We start from the raw sequence: 17839 nt of genomic DNA, 5'->3' as shown, positions 1-17839 counted from the left end.
GGACCGTACGTAGAGCGGGGGTTGTTCGTGTCGGACGGGGTGCAGGATCCGGCGGCGCTGGCCGAGCTGCGGGCTCGGCTGAGGAAGGGCTTTGCCGCATCGACGTTCCGTACACAGCATGAGCTCATACGCGCTGCCGAGCTGGGCCGTACCACGGTCAGTCAGGCGTTAAGTGACTCGGCGCCAGCGCCGAGTCCCGAGACCGTCGGCACTCTGGCGAAGGTGCTGCAGCTGGACGTCCATGCGCTGCTTGACCTGCACGCCGACGCGGTCGGCCGTAAAACGGCGGAACGCAGCCGGCTCGGGCGGCCGATCAACGAGTGGGATCCGCTGGATCTGGAGATCCACCCCGCCATCGACGTCCCGGCAGCGGCTGGAGCCGGTCGTGGAGCTGCGCGACTACCCGCGTATGTGCGGCGAGCGCACGACGAGGACCTGGCGGCGGTGGTCGAGCGTGCGGTGACAGGCAAGAGCGCGATGGCCGTGCTGGTCGGTTCCTCCTCTGCGGGCAAGACTCGGGCCTGCTGGGAAGCCATTCAGCCGCTTGCGCCTCTGGGGTGGCGGCTGTGGCACCCCTTCGATCCCACCCGCGCCGAGGCGACACTCGCCGGCATCGCCCAAGTGGAAGCGCACACGGTGGTGTGGCTCAACGAGGCCCAGCACTATCTCGGTGCCGGTTCCGGCATGGGCGAGCGTATCGCTGGTGCCCTGTACGGCCTGCTCACCGATCCCGGCCGCGGTCCGGTCCTGGTGCTGGGCACGCTGTGGCCCGAGTACGCCCGTGCCTACACCCGGCGCCCCGATCCCCAGGAACCGGATCCCCATCCCCAGGCCCGCACGCTCCTGGCCGGCCGCCGCATCAACGTGCCGGAGACCTTCGATGCCGCCGCCCTGGAGTCCGCCCGGACGCTGGCGTCGGACGGCGACCGGCAAATCGCCCAGGCTCTGGAACGCTCCGAGGCCGGTGCGGTGACCCAGTTCCTGGCCGGAGCACCTGAACTGCTGCATCGCTACCGCACCGCCTCCCCGGCCGGCCACGCCGTCCTCCTCGCCGCCATGGACGCCCGCCGTCTGGGTGCGAACTTGCCTCTGCCGACGGCCTTCCTTGAACACGCAGCCCCGGACTATCTCACCGACACCGAGTACCACGCCCTGGCCGATGACTGGCTGGAGCGGGCCCTGGCGGAGCTGACTGCCACCGTCCACGGCAACCTGGCCCCCCTGTTCCATATCCGCTCCGACCGCACCCATGAAGCCCGGGGGCGTGCGACGGCGTCACCGCCCGGGCTCCTCTACGACCTCGCCGACTACCTGGAACAGCACGCTCGCGCCGACCGTGCACGCCTGTGCCCCCCGGCATCTTTCTGGGAGGCCGCGCTCGACCACCTCTTCCCCAGCGACCTCATCATCCTTGCCGAAGCGGCTCTGCGACGGTTTCGCCTGCGCCTTGTCCTCCGGCTCTTGGACAAGGCCGCCAGCAGTGGCGATCCTGACGTCCTGGCTTACGTCGCGTGGTTGAACGATGAGTGGGACACGGCCGGCCGCTTGTACGCGGAAGGCCGTGCTTCCGGTCACCCCGACACTCTGATTGAGATTGCGGGAAGGCTGCGGCAGACAGGCGACTGGGCCACCGCCGAGCGCCTGCACCAGCTCGCCGCCGACGCCGGCTATCCGCCGCCTCCGCGCCCAGGGGTCGGGTGGCAGCCGGGAGCTGCACGGCCTTTCCAGCGGGCCGCGCACACCGACGTCGGCACGTCCGCATTCGAGCGTGCCCACCTGGCGGCAGAGGCCGGGGACTGGGTGGGCTTCGAACGCCTGTACCGGCAAGACGTCGACGCATCCGAATTCGCCATCGGCGGGTACGCCGGATTGTTGACAAAGAGCGCGGACAAGGACGAACTCGAGCGGTGGCACCGGCTCGCCACGGACGATCACGACCCCCAGGCCATGTTCCTGATCGCCTGGATGCTGGAGGAAGCCGGAGACCAGGAAGGAGCCGAACGACTGGCGAGGCAGGCCGCCGAGGCCGGCCATCCCGGCATCGCATTCCAACTCGGCTGGGCGCGGCAGATCAATGACCGGAAGGGGGCCGACCGCGCCTACCTGCCGGCCGCGCACGCCGGGCACTCCAACGCCCGGTACCACCTCGCCATGATGCGGCAGTCGGCCGGAGACAGGGAGGGCGCTGAGTACTGGCTCCGGCGGGCCTGCGAGGTCGGCAACTACTTCGCGATGCGCGACCTTGCCAGCCTGCGAGCGGCGGCCGGCGACTTGGCGGAGTCCAAGCGCCTTGCCCAGCAAGCCGCCGACGCCGGTGACCCGGTCGTCATGATTCAGGCCGCCGCGCACATGCAGTGGACCAACCCTGATGAGGCCGAGCACATGTGGCGCCAGGTCGCCGATGCCGGGCACTACCTAGAACTCCCCCTCGCCCGCGACATGGAACACCTGTGGCCCCACGGCCTCGAGCCTGACGGCACACCGTCCGCCCCATGGTGACCGGTGGCCCCCCGATGGCGTCACTGCCCGCCCGGCGGGCCCCGGACCTCCAACCACGGCCGCACGCAACACCAGCACCTTGGCGAAAGCCGCTGGCGCCCTCAGGAACCTGGGGGAAAGCGCCGACACGCTCGCCGGTGCGGCTGAGCAGGCAACCTCGGGGACTGAGCGAAGACGCTGTCGAAGGCCGCAGACAAAGGCCATTAGCGCTGCCGACATGCCGAGTCATATGCGCTGAGCCTGGCTGGGCCGCGTGGGCTCGCAAGGGGCCGCGGTTGCGCTGAGTGACAGAGACAGAGGGAGAACAACCCGGGTCGGCTGTCCGTGCGGACTCGTGCGTGCGAGCTGCGGGTGAGTGGAGCGGACAACGGACAGGAATGAAAGACCCCCATAAGGTCTCCGGTAGTCCTGGCCTGGTCGATGCCCACGTGCGCAAGGCGGTCACCAAGGCCACGGTGGTCAGGTCTGCGGGGTGAATCGGCAGCCGCTTCAGCCCTGCCGCAACGGCGGCCCACCCAGTGGGCCGCCGTTGGTGTGCGTACGGTCAGCTGTCTTCGTGCTCGGCGGGGTACTCGATGCCTCGTCGTGCGGCGACGATCTTGGCCAAGCGGTCGCATTCCGCGTAGTCCTCGTCGGTCATGGTGGCGTAGATGTTGCTGCACAGGGAGCCGTCGGGGAGCTGCTCGATGTACTTCGTGACTAGGTCGACGAGGGCCTTCTCTATCTCGTGGGTTTCACGTGCCCACTCGGCCTCGAGCCACCTCTGCTCATTCGCGGCGTCTATCTCTTCCGGGGTGCAGGTGCGGATCAGGTCGTGCTCGGCGTCGGTGAACACGGTCCCGTCGCGGCGATACAGGCGCGAGCGGTCATCGCGGGGGGCGCTGTCCACTTCGGTGAGGAGGACGACGACGTTGGGGCGGACAGAGGGGTGGGGCATGGGCGGTTCCTTGTGCGGTGCCGTGTGATCGGTGTCGGTGAAGGTGGCGGCCGGGCGTAGGGGTGATCAGCGCCGCCGTGTCTGGGGTGCCTGCGGGCGTGGTGCGGTGGGGTGCGCTGCGGCGTGGCTGGTGTTGGCTGCCTGGGCTCGTGGGCCGGGTGCGTGGCGTTCGCCGAGGCGGCGGATGCGCCAGGTCAGGGCGCGGGCGGGGCTGTGGGCGTCGTCGAGCGTGCGCTGGTTGAGGGCTTGGTCGAGGATCGCGGTTGGGTTGTGTCCGGCTGCTTCCGCCTGGGCGAGCACGGTGGTCAGGGCGTCCCAGGCGGGGTCGACCAGGATGCGTTCGGCGTGCTCGGGCACGGCCGCCCTCAGGTGGTGGGCGTATCGGTGTTGGGTGTGCGGGCTGGGTGCCCGGCTGGCGAGGCCGGCCAGTACCGGTCCAGTGATCTGCGCGTACGCGGTCTGCAGGTGGATGAGGGTCTGCTCGGCTGCCGCCTGCTGCTGGGCGTGCTGGCGGGTGCGGTGCCAGTGCATCGCGTAGGCGACCGCGGTGAGCGCGACGTCCAGCAGCATGGCCAGCCCGGCACCGTCGTCCTGCCGCGCGGGGTCCTTCCAGATCGCCTGGACACTACGGCGCAGGACACAGGCACTGGCGTGGTCGGCGGCGATGCGGGAGCGGGTGGCGCGCTCGAAGGCGACGGCGGCGAGTTCGAGTTCAGCCCGCACCGTGGCGGGGGCGGTGAGCGGGAGCAGGTCGAGTGCTCCGCCGAGCGCGGCCAGCTGTCCCTGGGCTACTTCGTCGTTGCTGTGGGTGAGGTGGTGGGGGATGCGTTCGGTGGCGGCGGTGGCCTGGTGCCAGGGGTTGCCCGGCCGGACGGTCGCGGGCTCGGGGCTGGTGCTGGCGAGGCGTTGGCGGATCTTGGGCAGGGAGAGGTCGCCGGCGAGGGTGGAACCGGCGTAGAACACGGGCTCGCCCTTGTCGTTGGTGTCGCCGGGCAGGGCGAAGTTGCAGCCGAGTGCATCGCCGGACGGGCCGAGCTTGAGGCGCACGGTCACGCCCGTTGCCTCCAGCAGGGCGAAGAACTCGGCCTCGGTGGAGGCGGCTGCCATCGCGCGGCGGACACGCAGGCGCAGGATCTCGCGGGACGTGGCGTCTTGACCCAGGCGCTTGGCCTTGAAGTGCTCCTTGCTGGTGGGGCGTTTGGCGGCGGTGCCGTCGCCCGGCTTCAACCGCCTCAGCCGGTAGTCGATTTCGATCTGGCGGGCTTCGCTCTGCACGGCGCGCTGGTCGTAGTCGCGCTGGGGGCGGCGGCCGTCCTGGCGGACGAGGGTGGCGGCGATGTGGATGTGGTCGTCGGCGTGGCGGACGGCCACCCAGCGACACGCTTCGGCGTCGCCTTCGGGGGCGATGCCGGCGGCGGCCACGATCCGACGGGCGATGTCCGCCCACTGAGCGTCGGTGAGGATCGGGTCTTCGGGCGCGGCACGGACGGGGCAGTGCCACACGGTGTACTGGGGTGCCTTGTCGCCCAGCATCCTCACGGGCTGGTCGAGCTGAGCGGCGAGCTGGGCCTCCACCTCCTTCGGGTCGCGCTGCGGGCTGCGGCCGGGATCGGGGGCGAAGTCGTTCCAGGAGGCCACCAGGTGCGGGTCGACGTGCTCGTTGGCCCGGCCCTTGCCGAAGAGGTAGCCGATCGTGCGACGCGTGGCGTGTGGCCCCTTGCCGAGGATGATTTTCGGGATCAATGCTTCACCGCGCCTCTGTGATCTGGGCGACGGCGGTGTCCACCGCGGCGATGGACGCCTCGACGCGGTCCAGGAGCCGTTGGACGGTATCGGGGTGGGGCCAGGCACCGTCCTTGTTGAGGTGCCAGGTGAGCTGGTTGAGGTTGTTGCCGATGCCGCCGAGCTGCCGGTTGGCGGCCATCAGCGTCTGCACCAGGGCGCGGTAGTCGGCGACGGCTGCGGTGGGGTCGTCGGCGCGGGCGGCGGCGAGCGCGCACTCGGCGACGTAGCCGCCGGGCTTCATGCGGCTCAGGGCGGCGGCGTTTTTCACGAGAGCGATCTCGTCGTCGTTGTAGCGGGGATGGACGCGGTGCTCGCGCAGCTGCTTGTCACGCAGACGGCGACGCGGCGCAGGCTGCTGCGGCACGCTCGACGACAGCTCAGTACCCCCTCCCTCGGTCGGCTCCCCCGGGCCAGCCGACCCCGGCGCCCCTGCGCCGGGCGCCTCCGCACCCTCCAGGGCGGGGGCCGGGTAAGGACTCCTTATCCGACAACTTGCTGCGCTGTTCAGGCCGGTGGTCATCTCCCCGTGGAGGGTGGGGAGTCCGTGGTGCGGGTCGCGCATCGGGTGGTTCTCCGTGTGGTGCTGGTGCCGGGCGCTTCGCTGTGTGCGGCCCTCGTGCCCCTGCGCCTGTGGCGCGGGGGGCACGGGGTAAACGGGGGCGAGCGGCGGGTTTGTGGGGGTCACGCGGTGCCGATCGGGGTTATGTCGAGTTGCGGCTGCCGCGGGGAGGCGGAGGCTTCGTCGAGTCCGTCGAGGGGCGCTGCCTTGAAGGTGTCGAACGCGACGGGACCGGCTGCCTGGCTGGTGCGCTCGGCCTGCAGCTGGTCGCGCAGCGCGCGGGCGCGCTTCTGGCTGATGTGTAGTTCGCGGCGCAGACGCTCGGCACTCAGCCGGTCGTCGCTCCAATCGGCGGTCAGGAGTCGGGCCTCGTCGAGGACTTCGGCGTCGGTGCGGGTGCGCGTGCGGTCGGCGGTCGACTTGGTGGTGGCGGGGGCCCGACCGGTCACCCGACGAGGGGCGGCTCCGATCGACTCCGCCACGGCAGCCGACCGGGACGGTCGGGTAGCGGGGGCTGACTCGTCGGCCCCGGTCGGCCTCGTCGCGGGTGTCTCGGCGACCTTCACAGGGGTCGACTCGGTCGGCTGCGTGGGGGCCAATTCGGCCTGGTCAGACCCCGACTGTGCGGCCTGCTCGTCAGCCTGCTGACTCACCGACTGGGCAGGCGCTTCTTCGACCGGGTGAGCCGACTCGGGGTTGTGGTGCAGCACCTTCGCCACGAGGTCCGACCCGAAGTAGATCGACCCGACCGGGAGTGAGGTCGCCAGTAGCACGAGAGCCCAGTTGACGGGGTTCCAGTCGGCGAGCTGGCCCCACTGGGGCGACGTGGCGTGCAGGGCCGGAACGAGGCCGTGCACGTAGTTCAGCACGAGGCTGGCGACCGTGTAGGTCGCCAGGACCCGCAGCGCAACCTTCCGCTCGTTGTCGGTCAGCACGAGCGTGGCGACCAACGCGAGGGCCATGAGCCCGTCGACCACGATCGGGTAGAGCAGGGCGGCGGTGGAGTCGGCGCCGATGGCGCGGGCCACGTCGGACAGCGCGTTCCACGAGACCCGGAAGGCCATGAGGACGACGGCCACCAGGCCGACGACGAGGGTGATGCGTGCATTGCGCTTCACGCGATGACCCCCAGCGGGTGCGATTGCTCGGCGGCCGGGGCGAAAGAAGGCGAAGCGGGCGCGGATGCTGCGGCGGCTGGGTATGGCTGCCGGGGTGCTCGGGGCAGGGGAGTGCAAGGGCGGGGCTCCAGGGGCGGTGCGGTGGGGCTTGTGGCGAGGGAGTGAGGGGCGTTCACGCAGGGGGCGTTCACGCGGGCCCCCTTCTAAAGGGGGCCCCGCGCGTGATCGCTAGGGCGCGTGTACGGCGTGAACGCTGTCGTGATCGCTTGACCTGCGGTTTTGTGGTGAGCGTGCACGTTGTGAGCGGTTCACGGCGGCGTCTGGGCGTGAGGGCCGCGTGTACGGTCGCGTGATCGCTTTTTGCGGGGTCGGCGAGGGGTCAGCCGACGGCGGTGAGGTGGCGTGCGGTGGCGTAGTAGCGGGTCTGCTGCCCGCCTCCGGCTCCTCCGGCGACGCCGTCGGCCCTGGTGGCCAGGCCGCTGTCGACGAGGCGGCCCAGGTGGCGCCGTGCCTTCTCCACGTCGGCGCGTTCGGGCTCGCCGCCGCCGATCAGGATGCCCGCCAGATCGCGGGCGGTCATGCCGCCTGGGGCGTTGCGCAGCAGGACGGCGGGGTCCTTGGTGGGGTCGACCGTGGTGGTACCGCGCACGTGGTCGTGGGTGACATCGAGCGGGCCGACCTCCCCGGTGGGGGTCTTGAGGTGGTGCAGGGTCACGGCGGGGTCGCCTGCCCGGCCGGTGACGAACAGGACACTGCCCGCGCCGGCGGTGAACCAGGTGGAGCCGTAGACCTGGTCCAGGGCGGGGCGCTGGCCGCGCGGGGCATCGGCGGTGGCCTTGCGCTGGTGGTGCAGTTCCAGGATCTCCACGCCGCCTCGCAGGGCGCGCATGCGGGCGTTGTGGAAGGCGACCGCGAGGCTGTCGTCGACCATCGTGCTGACGGCGTCCTTGAGGCTGTCGATCACAATGGTGTCGGCCCGGTGGGCGGCGGCGAGGTCGGCGAGGAGGTCGGGCTCCTTGTCGAGGGTGGCGGGCAGCGGGCCCTCCCAGACGACGAGCCGCTCGCGAAGGATCTTCTCGTCGGCGGGGAAAACGCGGCGGTCCATGGCCCTGGCGATCTGTCGGGGTCGGTCCATGGCCAGGTAGAGCACCCGCCTGCTGGGGGCGACCGGCATCTCCAGGACGGTCTGCGTGAGGCCGAGGCGGGCGAAGACCACCTGGTGGGCCAGGGTGGTCTTCCCGACTCCGGGTGCGCCGACGATCATCAGGCTCTCGCCCGGCGCCCAGAGGGTCTTCTCCCTGGTGCCCCACAAGGGCTCGGCGTCCGCGCCGGTCTCCTTGACGAAGGACCATCCATCCCTGGCGAAGCGGTTCAGGCGCCCCTGGCCGGAGGCGAGTGCCCGCTCGCGCTCGGCCCGCATCTCCGCTTCGACCTCGCTGCGTATGGCCTCTGGGTCGGCGCCCGGTTCCTGGGCACGCTGGACGGTGCGTATCGCGGAGGCGAGCAGGCGGCGGAGGTTGGCCTTCTCGCGGATGATCTCCGCGTGATGCTCTGCGCCGCTGGTGCCGTAGTGCAGGTTGGCGAGCTGGAACACGTAGGTGTTGCCACCGACTCGCTGCAGATCACCCTGCCCTTGGAGTAGCTCGGTGAGGGCGATCGGGTCGGTCGGTTTGTCCTCGCGGCGCTGGGCGAGCAGGGCACGCCAGATGGTCTCGTGCGCGGGCCGGTAGAAGGCGGCATCGCCCAGGATCGGCCGGATCGCGTCGATGATGTCGCTGTTGTGCATGCAGGCGCCGAGCACCGCGCATTCGGCCTCCACATTGAAGGGAGGCTCCGTCTGCCCGTCCGGAAGCGGGCCGGGTCCTTCTGCGGAGCGGGATGGCGTCTGGGGCTGCAGGGTCGTACCCTGGGGCATAGAACTCCTCACCCGGCAGGCCATATGAGGCGGCAACCTCGGTCGGCCGGTTCGATCGTTCAGGGATGGGCGGTTGTGTTCGAGGACTTCGCTTGGGCCCCTGGCGTTCGCAGCGCCAGGGGCTTTCTGCGTCTCGGTGTCCACCTCCGTTCGGAGGTGGACGATCACCATACCGAAGATTTTCGATAATGCAACGACTTGCATTTCGCTCCGCAATCCGGTTCACTCTTGACCCTGGCCGCAGTGGACCCTGCCGTTGCCCGAAGGGAGGTGTGAGTGAGCAGCGAGGACGATGCGACGCGCGCCGGCCCCGGCCGCCCGGAGCCGGAAGACAACGTCGCTGCGCGCATCAAGCTGGAGCGCGAAGCCCGCGGCTGGAGCACCGTCACCCTCGCCGAGCGGATGGCCGAGATCGGGCATCCGATCAATCAGTCGGCCATCTGGCGCATCGAGAGCGGTAAACCGCGACGCCGGGTCAACCTCGACGAGGCGCTCGGCTTCTGCAAGGTGTTTGACATCCCCATGTCGGACCTCACCGGACCTCCGCTCAAGATCGACGTGGCCGCCCGGCAGCTCATCCGGGTCTTCACGGAGAAGTCGAAGGCGTACCTCGTCCAGAAGGACGCGCTGGAGCAGCTGTACCAGGAGGTACGCGAAGCCCGGCTGGCGCTCTACGCCTACGCGGAAGAACACCCAGAGCAGCAGGACGACATCGAGGAACTGCTCAGGGCCCATGACGCCGCAGAGGAAGAAGCCTGGGCCAAGCGCAAACACCCCGCCTTCGCCCACCTCAGAGAGCAGGGCAGGTTGCCCCCACCGCTGTCCTAATCCTCCGTCACGGCCGTCCTCGGCGCTGCGAACTCCGAGGAGTGCTCCGACGGAGCCAGAACCCAACACCGCCCATCCCTGACATCACCACCGGCCTGGCCGGCGGGGGTTGCCGCCCCTGCTGCCGTGCGCGCCGGGGAGGAGTACCTCTTGTCGCAGCCCGCCCTGCCCATATCCCAGATAGCCCAGCTCCTGGACGTCCCCGAAGACGCCCTGCGCACCCTGATGTCCGAGCGGCGAACCGCCGGCGACACGACCCTGGTCGCCCTCACTGTCGCCGAGGCCGCCCGCCGGATCGGTATCGGCCGCACCAAGCTGTACGAGTACGTCACGTCCGGCGAGATCCGCTCCGTCAAGATCGGCAGCCTGCGCCGCATACCTGCCGAGGCGATCGAAGAATTCCTAGCTTGCCGCTACCGGACCACGGACTTCGGCGCCGCGGCCTGAGCGGGGCGTACATGGCACAGCCCAAGAAGCCTCGCACGTCCCGCCAGCCCAACGGCGCCTCCTCGATCTTCTTCGGAAAGGACGGCCGTTGGCACGGGTACGTCACCGTCGGCGTCAAGGACGACGGCACTCCGGACCGCCGGCACGTCAGTCGCAAGACGCGTACCGAGGTCACCAAGGCCGTACGCAACCTGGAGAAGCAGCGCGACTCCACCGGTGTTGCCAAGGCAGGTCAGACCTGGACCGTCGAGACCTGGCTGACGCACTGGGTGGAGAACATCGCCGCACCCAGCGTCGGTGAGAACACCATCGACGGCTACCGCGTCGCCGTCTACCACCACCTCATCCCCGGCCTGGGCGCCCACCGCCTGGAGAAGCTGGAGCCCGAGCACCTGGAGCGCTTCTACCGGAAGATGCAGGCGAACGGCAGCGCCGCAGGCACCGCCCACCAGGCGCACCGCACCGCCCGAACGGCACTCAACGAGGCCGTACGCCGCCGCCACCTCGCCACCAACCCCGCCTCCATCGCCAAGGCCCCAAAGATCGAAGAGGAGGAAGTCGAGCCGTACACGGTCGAGGAGGTGCAGCGCCTTCTCCTCGAAGCGGACAAGCACCGCAACACCGCCCGCTGGGTCATCGCGCTCGCCCTGGGCCTCCGCCAGGGCGAGGCGCTCGGCCTGAAGTGGGAGGACGTCGACTTCGACGCGGGAGTGATTCTCGTCCGCCGGGGCCGCCTGCGGCCCCGCTACAAGCACGGCTGCGGCGACAAGTGCGGGCGCAAGCCCGGCTACTGCCCGCAGAAGATCAGCATCCGGCGCGAGACGAAGGACACCAAGACCCGCGCCGGCAAACGCCCGATCGGCGTGCCCGAGGAACTGCTGAAGCTGCTGCGCCTGCACAAAGAGCAGCAGGAACGTGAGCGGGCACTCGCGCGCGACCTGTGGGTGGAGAAGGGGTACGTGTTCACCTCGCCGACGGGCGAGCCGCTCAACCCCAACACCGACTTCCACAGGTGGAAGGACCTGCTGAAGGCGGCGAAGGTCCGCGACGGTCGCCTCCACGACGCCCGTCACACCGCGGCGACCGTGCTGCTCCTCCTCGGTGTCCCCGACACGGTCGTCGACCGGATCATGGGCTGGGAGCCTGGCAAGTCCGCCCGGATGCGCAGCCGGTACCAGCACCTCACCAGCCCGGTGCTCCAGCAGACCGCTGCGAAGGTCGGCGGCCTGCTGTGGGGACCGGCACCACACGTGCTGCAACTGGCACCTGCGGGTTCGGTGTCCAGGCAGGACCAGGACTCTGGCCTGCAGGAGCAGACGGTGTATGTGGCCTGTCTCGGCGAGCGCCGCATTCCGTTCCTGCACGGAGAGCACGCCAAGGCCGTGGTCTCGCAGTGGAGGACTGACCATCCCGATGACCCTGCGGAGATGGAGGAGTGGAATCGGCGGAAGTGGGAGCAGGAGGGTGCCGGCGGTATCCGGGCTCTCCGTGACCGGATACCGGACCGCCGGATCGTTCACCACGCCCACGCCCTCTTCGTGGCTGGAGGCGAGCGGTTGAACGTGGGCGTACCGGAGCAATGGTCCGTCTCGGCCTGGGACTTCGAAACGGACCTCTACACGGACCTGCCGGTGCGGTGGCACACCACACAGCGCCCAGGGCTTGAGGTCGAGGCCCAGGTGCGCGGGACGGACAAGGCCGCTGTCGCAGCTGCTGTCGTGGCGGCATGTGCTGAGGCGGTCGACCGCGCGCGAAACCCGGCAAAGTACGGAGACGTGGAGGTCGGCTGACGCGTGTGTGGGACGGCCGCCGTCGATTCGGGCGACGGCGGCCGTCCGCGCGCGAGGAGCGGGCTCCCCTCCGGCGTCTCAGCGCGCTGAGAGGTCCTCTTGGCGCGCAGGGCCGAGGAGAGGGCGAGCGTCCCGCAGCATTCTTCGGTGCCTCATGGCGTGGGGGTGATGGCGGTGCCGCGGGGTGCTGACGCCCAAGATGGCGCCGAGTGCGGTGCCCGCGAGAGTCCCCCAGTCCACGGTCTGAGGGTAGGGGCGGGCGGCGCAATGGCCCAGAGGTGTGCTGCGGTCGGTCACGATGGCGGGATGCGCTCATATCGGCAGGTCGGACGGGGGACGGTTCGGAAACGGCGCCGGATAACCTGACCGGATGAACGAGAATCCTCCGCCCTGTCCGAAGTGCTCCTGTGAGTACACCTACGAGATGAACGCCCTGGTGGTGTGCCCCGAGTGCGGCCACGAATGGGTCCCCGTCCAGGCCGGCGCCGAGAGCGGCGAGGCCGAGCGCGTGATCAAGGATGCGGTCGGCAATGTGCTGCAGGACGGCGACAGCGTGGTCGTCGTGAAGGCGCTCAAGGTGAAGGGCAGCCCGTCGGGGATCAAGGCCGGGACCAAAGTGCGCAACATCCGGCTGGTCGACGGGGTCGACGGGCACGACATCGACTGCAAGGTCGACGGGTTCGGGGCGATGCAGCTGAAGGCCAGCGTGGTCAAGAAAGCCTGATCCGGCCGGCCCGTGGACGGCGGGAACACCAGGGCCGCAGCCTGATGCTGAATTGCAAAATTTCGCAATTGGTTAGATGCTGTGTTGGCTGTGTCTGCAGGTAGCCGCGGGCACAGCCATTGGTGTCCGCCCCGTGCGCGGGGCCTTGCAGGGAGTTCGAGGGGTCGTGTCCGTTCCGCTGTACCAGGCCAAGGCCGAGTTCTTCCGGATGCTCGGTCATCCCGTACGGATACGCGTGCTGGAACTGCTGCAGGACGGGCCGATGCCGGTGCGGGACCTGCTGGCTCGGATCGAGGTCGAGCCCTCCGGGCTGTCGCAGCAGCTGGCAGTGCTGCGCCGCTCCGGGATCGTCACCTCCACCCGCGAGGGCTCGACCGTCGTCTACGAGCTCGCCGGTGGCGACGTCGCCGACCTGATGAAGGCCGCACGGCGGATCCTGACCGAGATGCTCACCGGGCGCAACGAGATGCTGGCCGAGCTGCGGGAAGGCGAGGCTGCCGCGTGATCGCCGGGGCGATCGGCCGGGCGTGGGCCCGGATCGTGGTGTTGCTGCCGGGTCGCGCCGACCTTGCGGAGATGCGGCGCGACCCGCGCCGGGATCTGCTGGCTGGCCTGACCGTGGCGATCGTCGCGCTGCCCCTGGCCCTCGGTTTCGGGGTGTCCTCCGGGCTGGGGGCGGAGGCGGGTCTGGCGACCGCGGTGGTCGCGGGTGCGCTCGCGGCGGTGTTCGGCGGGTCCAACCTGCAGGTGTCCGGGCCGACCGGCGCCATGACGGTGGTCCTGGTGCCGATCGTCGGCCGGTACGGGCCCACGGGGGTGCTCACCGTCGGACTGATGGCGGGTGCCATGCTCGTCGCTCTGGCGGTGCTGCGGGCCGGGAAGTACATGCAGTACGTACCCGCCCCGGTCGTCGAGGGCTTCACGCTCGGCATCGCCTGCGTGATCGGCCTGCAGCAGGTCCCGAACGCGCTCGGGGTGCCCAAGCCGGCGGGCGATCGCGTACTGGTCGTCACCTGGAGCGCGCTGGAGGCGTCCGCGAAGAATCCGAACTGGACTGCCGTCGCCTTCGCTGGGGCGGTCGCCGGCGTGATGTTGATCGGCGCCCGCTGGCGGCCCACCGTCCCGTTCTCCATCCTCGCGGTGATCGCGGCCACCGTCGTGGCGCAGGTGGCGGGCCTGGACGGCGCCAAGCCGATCGGTGATCTGCCGACCGGGCTTCCGGCCCCCTCGCTGTCCTTCCTCGACCCGGGGGCGCTGGGCTCGCTGCTCGCCCCGGCTGTGGCGGTGGCGGCGCTGGCCGCGTTGGAGTCGCTGCTGTCGGCGTCGGTGGCGGACGGCATGACCGTGGGCCAGCAGCACGACCCGGATCGCGAACTGTTCGGGCAGGGACTGGCCAACATCGCGGCCCCGCTGTTCGGTGGGGTGCCCGCGACCGGTGCGATCGCGCGGACGGCGGTCAACGTCCGTACCGGGGCCGGCTCCCGACTGGCCGCGCTCACCCATGCCGCGATCCTTGCGGTGATCGTGTTCGCTGCCGCTCCCCTGGTCTCCAGGATCCCGCTGGCCGCGCTGGCCGGTGTGCTGCTGGCCACCGCGATCCGCATGGTCGAGGTCGGCTCCCTGCGGGCCATGGCGAAGGCCACCCGCTCGGACGCGCTGATCCTGGTGCTGACCGCCGTCGCGACCCTCGCCCTCGATCTCGTGTACGCCGTGATCATCGGCCTGGTGGTTGCGGGCGCGCTCGCCCTGCGCGCGGTGGCCAAGCAGGCCCGCCTCGCCCAGGTGCCGCTCGACCGCGGGGACCACAGTGCCGAGGAGCACGCGCTGCTGGCCGAGCACATCGTCGCCTACCGCATCGACGGACCGCTGTTCTTCGCCGCCGCCCACCGCTTCCTCCTCGAGCTGACCGAGGTCGCCGACGTCCGCGTGGTGATCCTGCGCATGTCGCGGGTGACCACGATCGACGCCACCGGCGCCCTCGTCCTCAAGGACGTCGTGGAGAAGCTGAACCGGCGCGGCATCGCGGTCATGACGTCCGGGATACGCCCCGGCCAGCGCCAGGTCCTGGACTCGGTCGGCGCGCTGGGGCTGCTGCGCCTGGAGGGACGCGAGTACGCCACCACGCCGGAGGCGATCCAGGGCGCCCGCACCTACCTGGAGTGCGCCGGCGTGATGCCGCCGCTGCCCGCCCAGGCGTCCCGGCCCGTCAGCGAGGAAACAGAGGAAACCGTCGGATGAGCACTGCGCCCCCACCCCTGCGCATGGTCGAGATCTCCGGCGCCGAGGCCCTGTGGCTGCTGGAGGGCAGCGCCCTGGGGCGGCTGGTGTACACCCAGCGGGAGTTGACCGTCGTCCGGCCCGGCCGGCACACCTGGGAGTACGGCCGCCTGGTGGTGCGCACCCCGGCCCCGGCCGCCGCGGTCCCCGCCACCGCGACCTACCACGTGGACGAGGTCCGCGCGGCCACCGGCACCGGCTGGAGCGTCACCGTCGCCGGACCGGTCGACGTGATCACGGATGCTGACGAGGCGGCTCATTACCAGCGCACGCTGGCCGGCTGGAGTCACGGCCCGCACGACACCCTGCTGCGCCTGCACCCCAAGACGGTGAGCGGATTCCGTCTCGCCCGCGCGGAGCCGTGATGAGCAGCCGACTCGCAGCTCTGCCCTACCGGCATGTGCTGACCCTGCCCACCGAACCGTCCGCGGTCCGCATGGCGCGGGAGACCGCCGAGCAGGCCCTGGCTGAGTGGGGCATCGACCCGCGCCATCCCGCCATCGGTCCGGCGTTGCTGATCCTCAGCGAGTTGGTCACGAACAGCGTCCGGCATGCCGCGGTGTTCTCCCCGCAGGTGACCGTCATCTACGCGGCGAGCAAGGACTGTCTGGCCTTCGGCGTGCACGACCGCCACCCCTTCCAGCCGGCGCTGTACGGCGCGGTGACCGACGCGGGGACGGGCGGCCTGGCCACCGTCATGGAGCTCACGCTTGGCCTGGGCGGCAACGCGGTGGTCCGGGGCGACGCCGACGGCAGGGGCAAGAGCATCTGGATCATCCTTCCCCTTCGAATCGACAGGCTGACCGCGCAAGGAAGTTGAGCATCATGACGATCGAGTGGCGCTACACCGTCAAGCAGGACCTCGGCATCCTGTCCGTCTCCGGATACCTGGGCCCGGACGCCGTGCATCGCTTCGCCGGTGCCATCGGCTGGGTGGTGGGACGCGGGGATGGCCCGGTCATCGTCGACCTGACCGAACTGCGCAGCTGGTCGGCCGAGGGCCAGACGGCGATCACCGAGGCCGCGCGCCGTCTCGCCGCGGCAGGCCGCAGCCTGGAACTGGCCGCAATCCCCGCCGACGGCTCCCTCGTCCCCGACGGGGACTGCCCGCCTATCCCCGTGCACGCCGACCTGGCCGGCGCGCTCGCAGCGCACAGCACACGGCAGGGCGAGCCGTCGGAGGGTCGCCACGAGTGGCGCACGACAGGATGGCGGGCGGGAGACGACGCGGGAGAGTGACCCGCCGGGTTCAGCCGGAGGCGAAGGCTCCGTCTGCGTCCCGTACGGGCACGACGGTGCAGACGTCCTCCTCCGCGGCGATGGCCACGTCGGCGGCAAAGCCCATCGCGGCCAGATCCCGGCCGGAGGCGCCCGCGGCGATCGCGTGGGTGAGGTCGGCGGTGCCCTCGTAGGCCGCTTTCGCGGCGGCCGCCTCAACCGACGGCGGTCCTGTGCCCTGGTGGTGCAGGTCGGAGATGAGGGCGCCGGCGCCGAGCAGGTCTTCCAGCGCGGGCCGCAGGCTGCCGTCCGGCCACCGCTCGCCCGCGGCGATTACGGCGACCGGACGGCTGGGCGTGCCATAGCCATGGGCGGTGAGCCAGCTGCCGACCGCGGTGATGTTGCGCAGACAGGCGGCGACCACCCGCACGTTCGGCGGTGCGGCGGCTGCGATGGCGGCACCGTTCGGGGACGGCAGCACCAGACGGGCGGTGAACGGGGCGGTACGCAGATGGGCCGGAGAGAGGGACCAGGGACTGTCGGGCGTGACGGCGTGGCGGGCGACGGCCAGCCGTGCACCGGACTGCCGTGCGTACGCGGCGGCGCCCTTCTCGGCCGAGGCAGCGGGGCCGTCCGGCAGCCAGAACGGGAGAACGCGGATACCCGTCCGAACGGCGACGCTCACCGCCGTGGTGAACGACAGCACATCCACGATGACCAGGCAGGCGGCCTCCGCGGCGAGGCGGTCCGCTCCGGCAAGCCCCCACTCGAAGCGGATTCCGCTGCCGGACTGGACGGCCCAGTCACCCATGCCCCACCCCCCTTGCCGAAGCTGCGTGCCGTGCGAGGGTCAGCCCTGTTTGCCGTCCGACACGGACGTGGCGGTCCGGCCTCCGAAGGACAGCTTCAGCATGCGGGCCTGGCCGCAGCGCGGGCAGGCGCCGTCCGGGCCGACGGCGGTGGGGCGGCACTTGAGGCGGCAGGCGGGGCACTTGAACCAGGCGACGGCCGCGCCGCGCAGCGGAATGATTCTCACGCAAGCCTCCCTCACATCACGTATGGACTTGCTAATCTTAGCAATTGTTGAGGTCGTCACCGCTGATTTCGGGCGGTTCGGTTCTCGTGCGCGGATTCGGCGTGGCCGCTGCCGCGGGCGAGGATGGGCCGCATGTGTTGGACGAGTGGGTGGATGCGATGCGCCGAGGACCGGCCGGTACGGCCGTGCTGCTCCGCCGGGGAGGGGACGGCACGATGAGTACGCCGCTGTACCAGCTGAAGGCCGAGTTCTTCAAAACCCTCGGTCACCCCGCGCGCATCCGGGTCCTGGAGCTGCTGAGCGAGCGCGAGCATGCGGTCGCCGAAATGCTGCCCCAGGTGGGCATCGAGGCCGCGCATCTGTCCCAGCAGCTGGCCGTGCTGCGGCGGGCGAACCTGGTCGCGACCCGCAAGGAGGGCTCGACCGTGTACTACTCGCTGACCAGCCCGCACGTGGCCGAGCTGCTGCGGGTGGCACGGACCATTCTGTCCGGGGTGCTGGCTGGGCAGGCCGAACTCCTCGCCGATCTGCAGGCCGCCCAGCCGCAGGCGAAACCGCCGTCGTAACGACGGCCCACAATCGGCGGCCGCCTCTTTCGGAGTTGACAGCGCTCTGTGGTGCGAGGGGTGGCCGCCTTCACCCCCGTAGTGACATAACTCCGATCGCGGGTGGCTTGCTGAACACCCGCGGACAAGTCCGCACCGTG

The 17839-nt window shown here is 70.6% G+C and carries 18 protein-coding genes; 11 read left to right on the top strand and 7 right to left on the bottom strand.

Annotated features, from left to right (window positions below; genetic code table 11):
* Window positions 1-27: 27 nt before the first annotated feature.
* Window positions 28-2499: an SEL1-like repeat protein gene (locus tag LJ657_RS37370; protein ID WP_232653455.1), complete on the top strand. Its 2472-nt coding sequence runs from the start codon at window positions 28-30 to the stop codon at window positions 2497-2499.
* Between the two features lie 544 nt (window positions 2500-3043).
* On the opposite strand, the gene LJ657_RS37365 is transcribed toward LJ657_RS37370, so the two are convergent.
* From LJ657_RS37365 to LJ657_RS37345, 5 genes are all read right to left on the bottom strand, one after another.
* On the bottom strand, window positions 3044-3436 hold the full coding sequence (locus LJ657_RS37365; RefSeq protein ID WP_232653453.1) for a hypothetical protein: 393 nt from the start codon (window positions 3434-3436) through the stop codon (window positions 3044-3046).
* 66 nt (window positions 3437-3502) lie between these two features.
* The gene (locus LJ657_RS37360; RefSeq protein WP_232653451.1) at window positions 3503-5179 is read right to left on the bottom strand and encodes a relaxase/mobilization nuclease domain-containing protein; all 1677 of its coding nucleotides are present in this window, start codon (window positions 5177-5179) and stop codon (window positions 3503-3505) included.
* A gap of 4 nt (window positions 5180-5183) precedes the next feature.
* The gene (locus LJ657_RS37355; protein ID WP_232653450.1) at window positions 5184-5585 is read right to left on the bottom strand and encodes a plasmid mobilization protein; all 402 of its coding nucleotides are present in this window, start codon (window positions 5583-5585) and stop codon (window positions 5184-5186) included.
* Between the two features lie 317 nt (window positions 5586-5902).
* Window positions 5903-6898, bottom strand: a complete 996-nt coding sequence (locus LJ657_RS37350; RefSeq protein WP_232653448.1) for a DUF2637 domain-containing protein — start codon at window positions 6896-6898, stop codon at window positions 5903-5905.
* Window positions 6899-7277: 379 nt separating this feature from the next.
* Window positions 7278-8813, bottom strand: a complete 1536-nt coding sequence (locus tag LJ657_RS37345) for a DnaB-like helicase N-terminal domain-containing protein (RefSeq protein WP_232653445.1) — start codon at window positions 8811-8813, stop codon at window positions 7278-7280.
* Between the two features lie 276 nt (window positions 8814-9089).
* Here LJ657_RS37345 and LJ657_RS37340 point away from each other — a divergent pair, with 276 nt between their 5' ends.
* The 9 genes from LJ657_RS37340 (at window position 9090) to LJ657_RS37300 (ending at window position 16118) form a co-directional block, all read left to right on the top strand.
* Complete coding sequence (locus LJ657_RS37340; RefSeq protein ID WP_232653443.1) at window positions 9090-9641, top strand: XRE family transcriptional regulator; 552 nt, start codon at window positions 9090-9092, stop codon at window positions 9639-9641.
* Between the two features lie 150 nt (window positions 9642-9791).
* The gene (locus LJ657_RS37335; RefSeq protein WP_232653440.1) at window positions 9792-10088 is read left to right on the top strand and encodes a helix-turn-helix domain-containing protein; all 297 of its coding nucleotides are present in this window, start codon (window positions 9792-9794) and stop codon (window positions 10086-10088) included.
* A gap of 11 nt (window positions 10089-10099) precedes the next feature.
* Window positions 10100-11878, top strand: a complete 1779-nt coding sequence (locus LJ657_RS37330; protein WP_308117111.1) for a tyrosine-type recombinase/integrase — start codon at window positions 10100-10102, stop codon at window positions 11876-11878.
* 370 nt (window positions 11879-12248) lie between these two features.
* Entirely contained in the window at window positions 12249-12602 is a 354-nt protein-coding gene (locus LJ657_RS37325) for a zinc ribbon domain-containing protein YjdM (protein ID WP_232653438.1), read from the top strand.
* Between the two features lie 166 nt (window positions 12603-12768).
* A complete protein-coding gene (locus tag LJ657_RS37320) occupies window positions 12769-13107 on the top strand; it encodes an ArsR/SmtB family transcription factor (protein ID WP_232653424.1) in 339 nt (112 codons plus the stop codon).
* 71 nt (window positions 13108-13178) lie between these two features.
* Window positions 13179-14840: a SulP family inorganic anion transporter gene (locus LJ657_RS37315; RefSeq protein WP_232653569.1), complete on the top strand. Its 1662-nt coding sequence runs from the start codon at window positions 13179-13181 to the stop codon at window positions 14838-14840.
* Window positions 14837-15244, top strand: coding sequence for a pyridoxamine 5'-phosphate oxidase family protein (locus LJ657_RS37310; protein ID WP_232653421.1), 408 nt, complete (start codon window positions 14837-14839; stop codon window positions 15242-15244). The genes LJ657_RS37315 and LJ657_RS37310 overlap by 4 nt, the downstream gene beginning before the upstream one ends.
* Window positions 15244-15699, top strand: coding sequence for an ATP-binding protein (locus LJ657_RS37305; RefSeq protein ID WP_232653419.1), 456 nt, complete (start codon window positions 15244-15246; stop codon window positions 15697-15699). Before LJ657_RS37310 ends, LJ657_RS37305 begins: the two co-directional genes overlap by 1 nt.
* Window positions 15700-15704: 5 nt before the next feature.
* On the top strand, window positions 15705-16118 hold the full coding sequence (locus tag LJ657_RS37300; protein ID WP_232653417.1) for an anti-sigma factor antagonist: 414 nt from the start codon (window positions 15705-15707) through the stop codon (window positions 16116-16118).
* Window positions 16119-16128: 10 nt separating this feature from the next.
* Here the strand turns inward: LJ657_RS37300 and LJ657_RS37295 are convergent, their stop codons facing one another.
* Together LJ657_RS37295 and LJ657_RS37290 are read right to left on the bottom strand one after the other, a co-directional pair.
* A complete protein-coding gene (locus LJ657_RS37295) occupies window positions 16129-16908 on the bottom strand; it encodes a 2-phosphosulfolactate phosphatase (protein ID WP_232653414.1) in 780 nt (259 codons plus the stop codon).
* 39 nt (window positions 16909-16947) lie between these two features.
* Entirely contained in the window at window positions 16948-17133 is a 186-nt protein-coding gene (locus LJ657_RS37290) for a hypothetical protein (protein ID WP_232653411.1), read from the bottom strand.
* Between the two features lie 215 nt (window positions 17134-17348).
* Between LJ657_RS37290 and LJ657_RS37285 the strand changes: the two genes are divergently transcribed.
* Window positions 17349-17699 carry an ArsR/SmtB family transcription factor gene (locus tag LJ657_RS37285; RefSeq protein ID WP_232653409.1) on the top strand — a complete coding sequence of 117 codons (351 nt, stop codon included), beginning with the start codon at window positions 17349-17351 and terminating at the stop codon, window positions 17697-17699.
* The last annotated feature ends 140 nt before the right edge of the window (window positions 17700-17839 follow it).

This window comes from Streptomyces guryensis (genome assembly GCF_021261325.1).
In the GTDB taxonomy this organism is placed as follows: Bacteria; Actinomycetota; Actinomycetes; order Streptomycetales; family Streptomycetaceae; genus Streptomyces; species Streptomyces guryensis.
This window is presented reverse-complemented; position numbering and strand designations above follow the sequence as displayed.

Coding starts and splice junctions, on each gene's coding strand:
- LJ657_RS37315 (WP_232653569.1), top strand. CDS start 13,179: ATGCGGCGCGACCCGCGCCGGGATCTGCTGGCTGGCCTGACCGTGGCG.
- LJ657_RS37345 (WP_232653445.1), bottom strand. CDS start 8,813: ATGCCCCAGGGTACGACCCTGCAGCCCCAGACGCCATCCCGCTCCGCA.
- LJ657_RS37300 (WP_232653417.1), top strand. CDS start 15,705: ATGACGATCGAGTGGCGCTACACCGTCAAGCAGGACCTCGGCATCCTG.
- LJ657_RS37365 (WP_232653453.1), bottom strand. CDS start 3,436: ATGCCCCACCCCTCTGTCCGCCCCAACGTCGTCGTCCTCCTCACCGAA.
- LJ657_RS37330 (WP_308117111.1), top strand. CDS start 10,100: ATGGCACAGCCCAAGAAGCCTCGCACGTCCCGCCAGCCCAACGGCGCC.
- LJ657_RS37310 (WP_232653421.1), top strand. CDS start 14,837: ATGAGCACTGCGCCCCCACCCCTGCGCATGGTCGAGATCTCCGGCGCC.
- LJ657_RS37295 (WP_232653414.1), bottom strand. CDS start 16,908: ATGGGTGACTGGGCCGTCCAGTCCGGCAGCGGAATCCGCTTCGAGTGG.
- LJ657_RS37285 (WP_232653409.1), top strand. CDS start 17,349: ATGAGTACGCCGCTGTACCAGCTGAAGGCCGAGTTCTTCAAAACCCTC.
- LJ657_RS37325 (WP_232653438.1), top strand. CDS start 12,249: ATGAACGAGAATCCTCCGCCCTGTCCGAAGTGCTCCTGTGAGTACACC.
- LJ657_RS37305 (WP_232653419.1), top strand. CDS start 15,244: ATGAGCAGCCGACTCGCAGCTCTGCCCTACCGGCATGTGCTGACCCTG.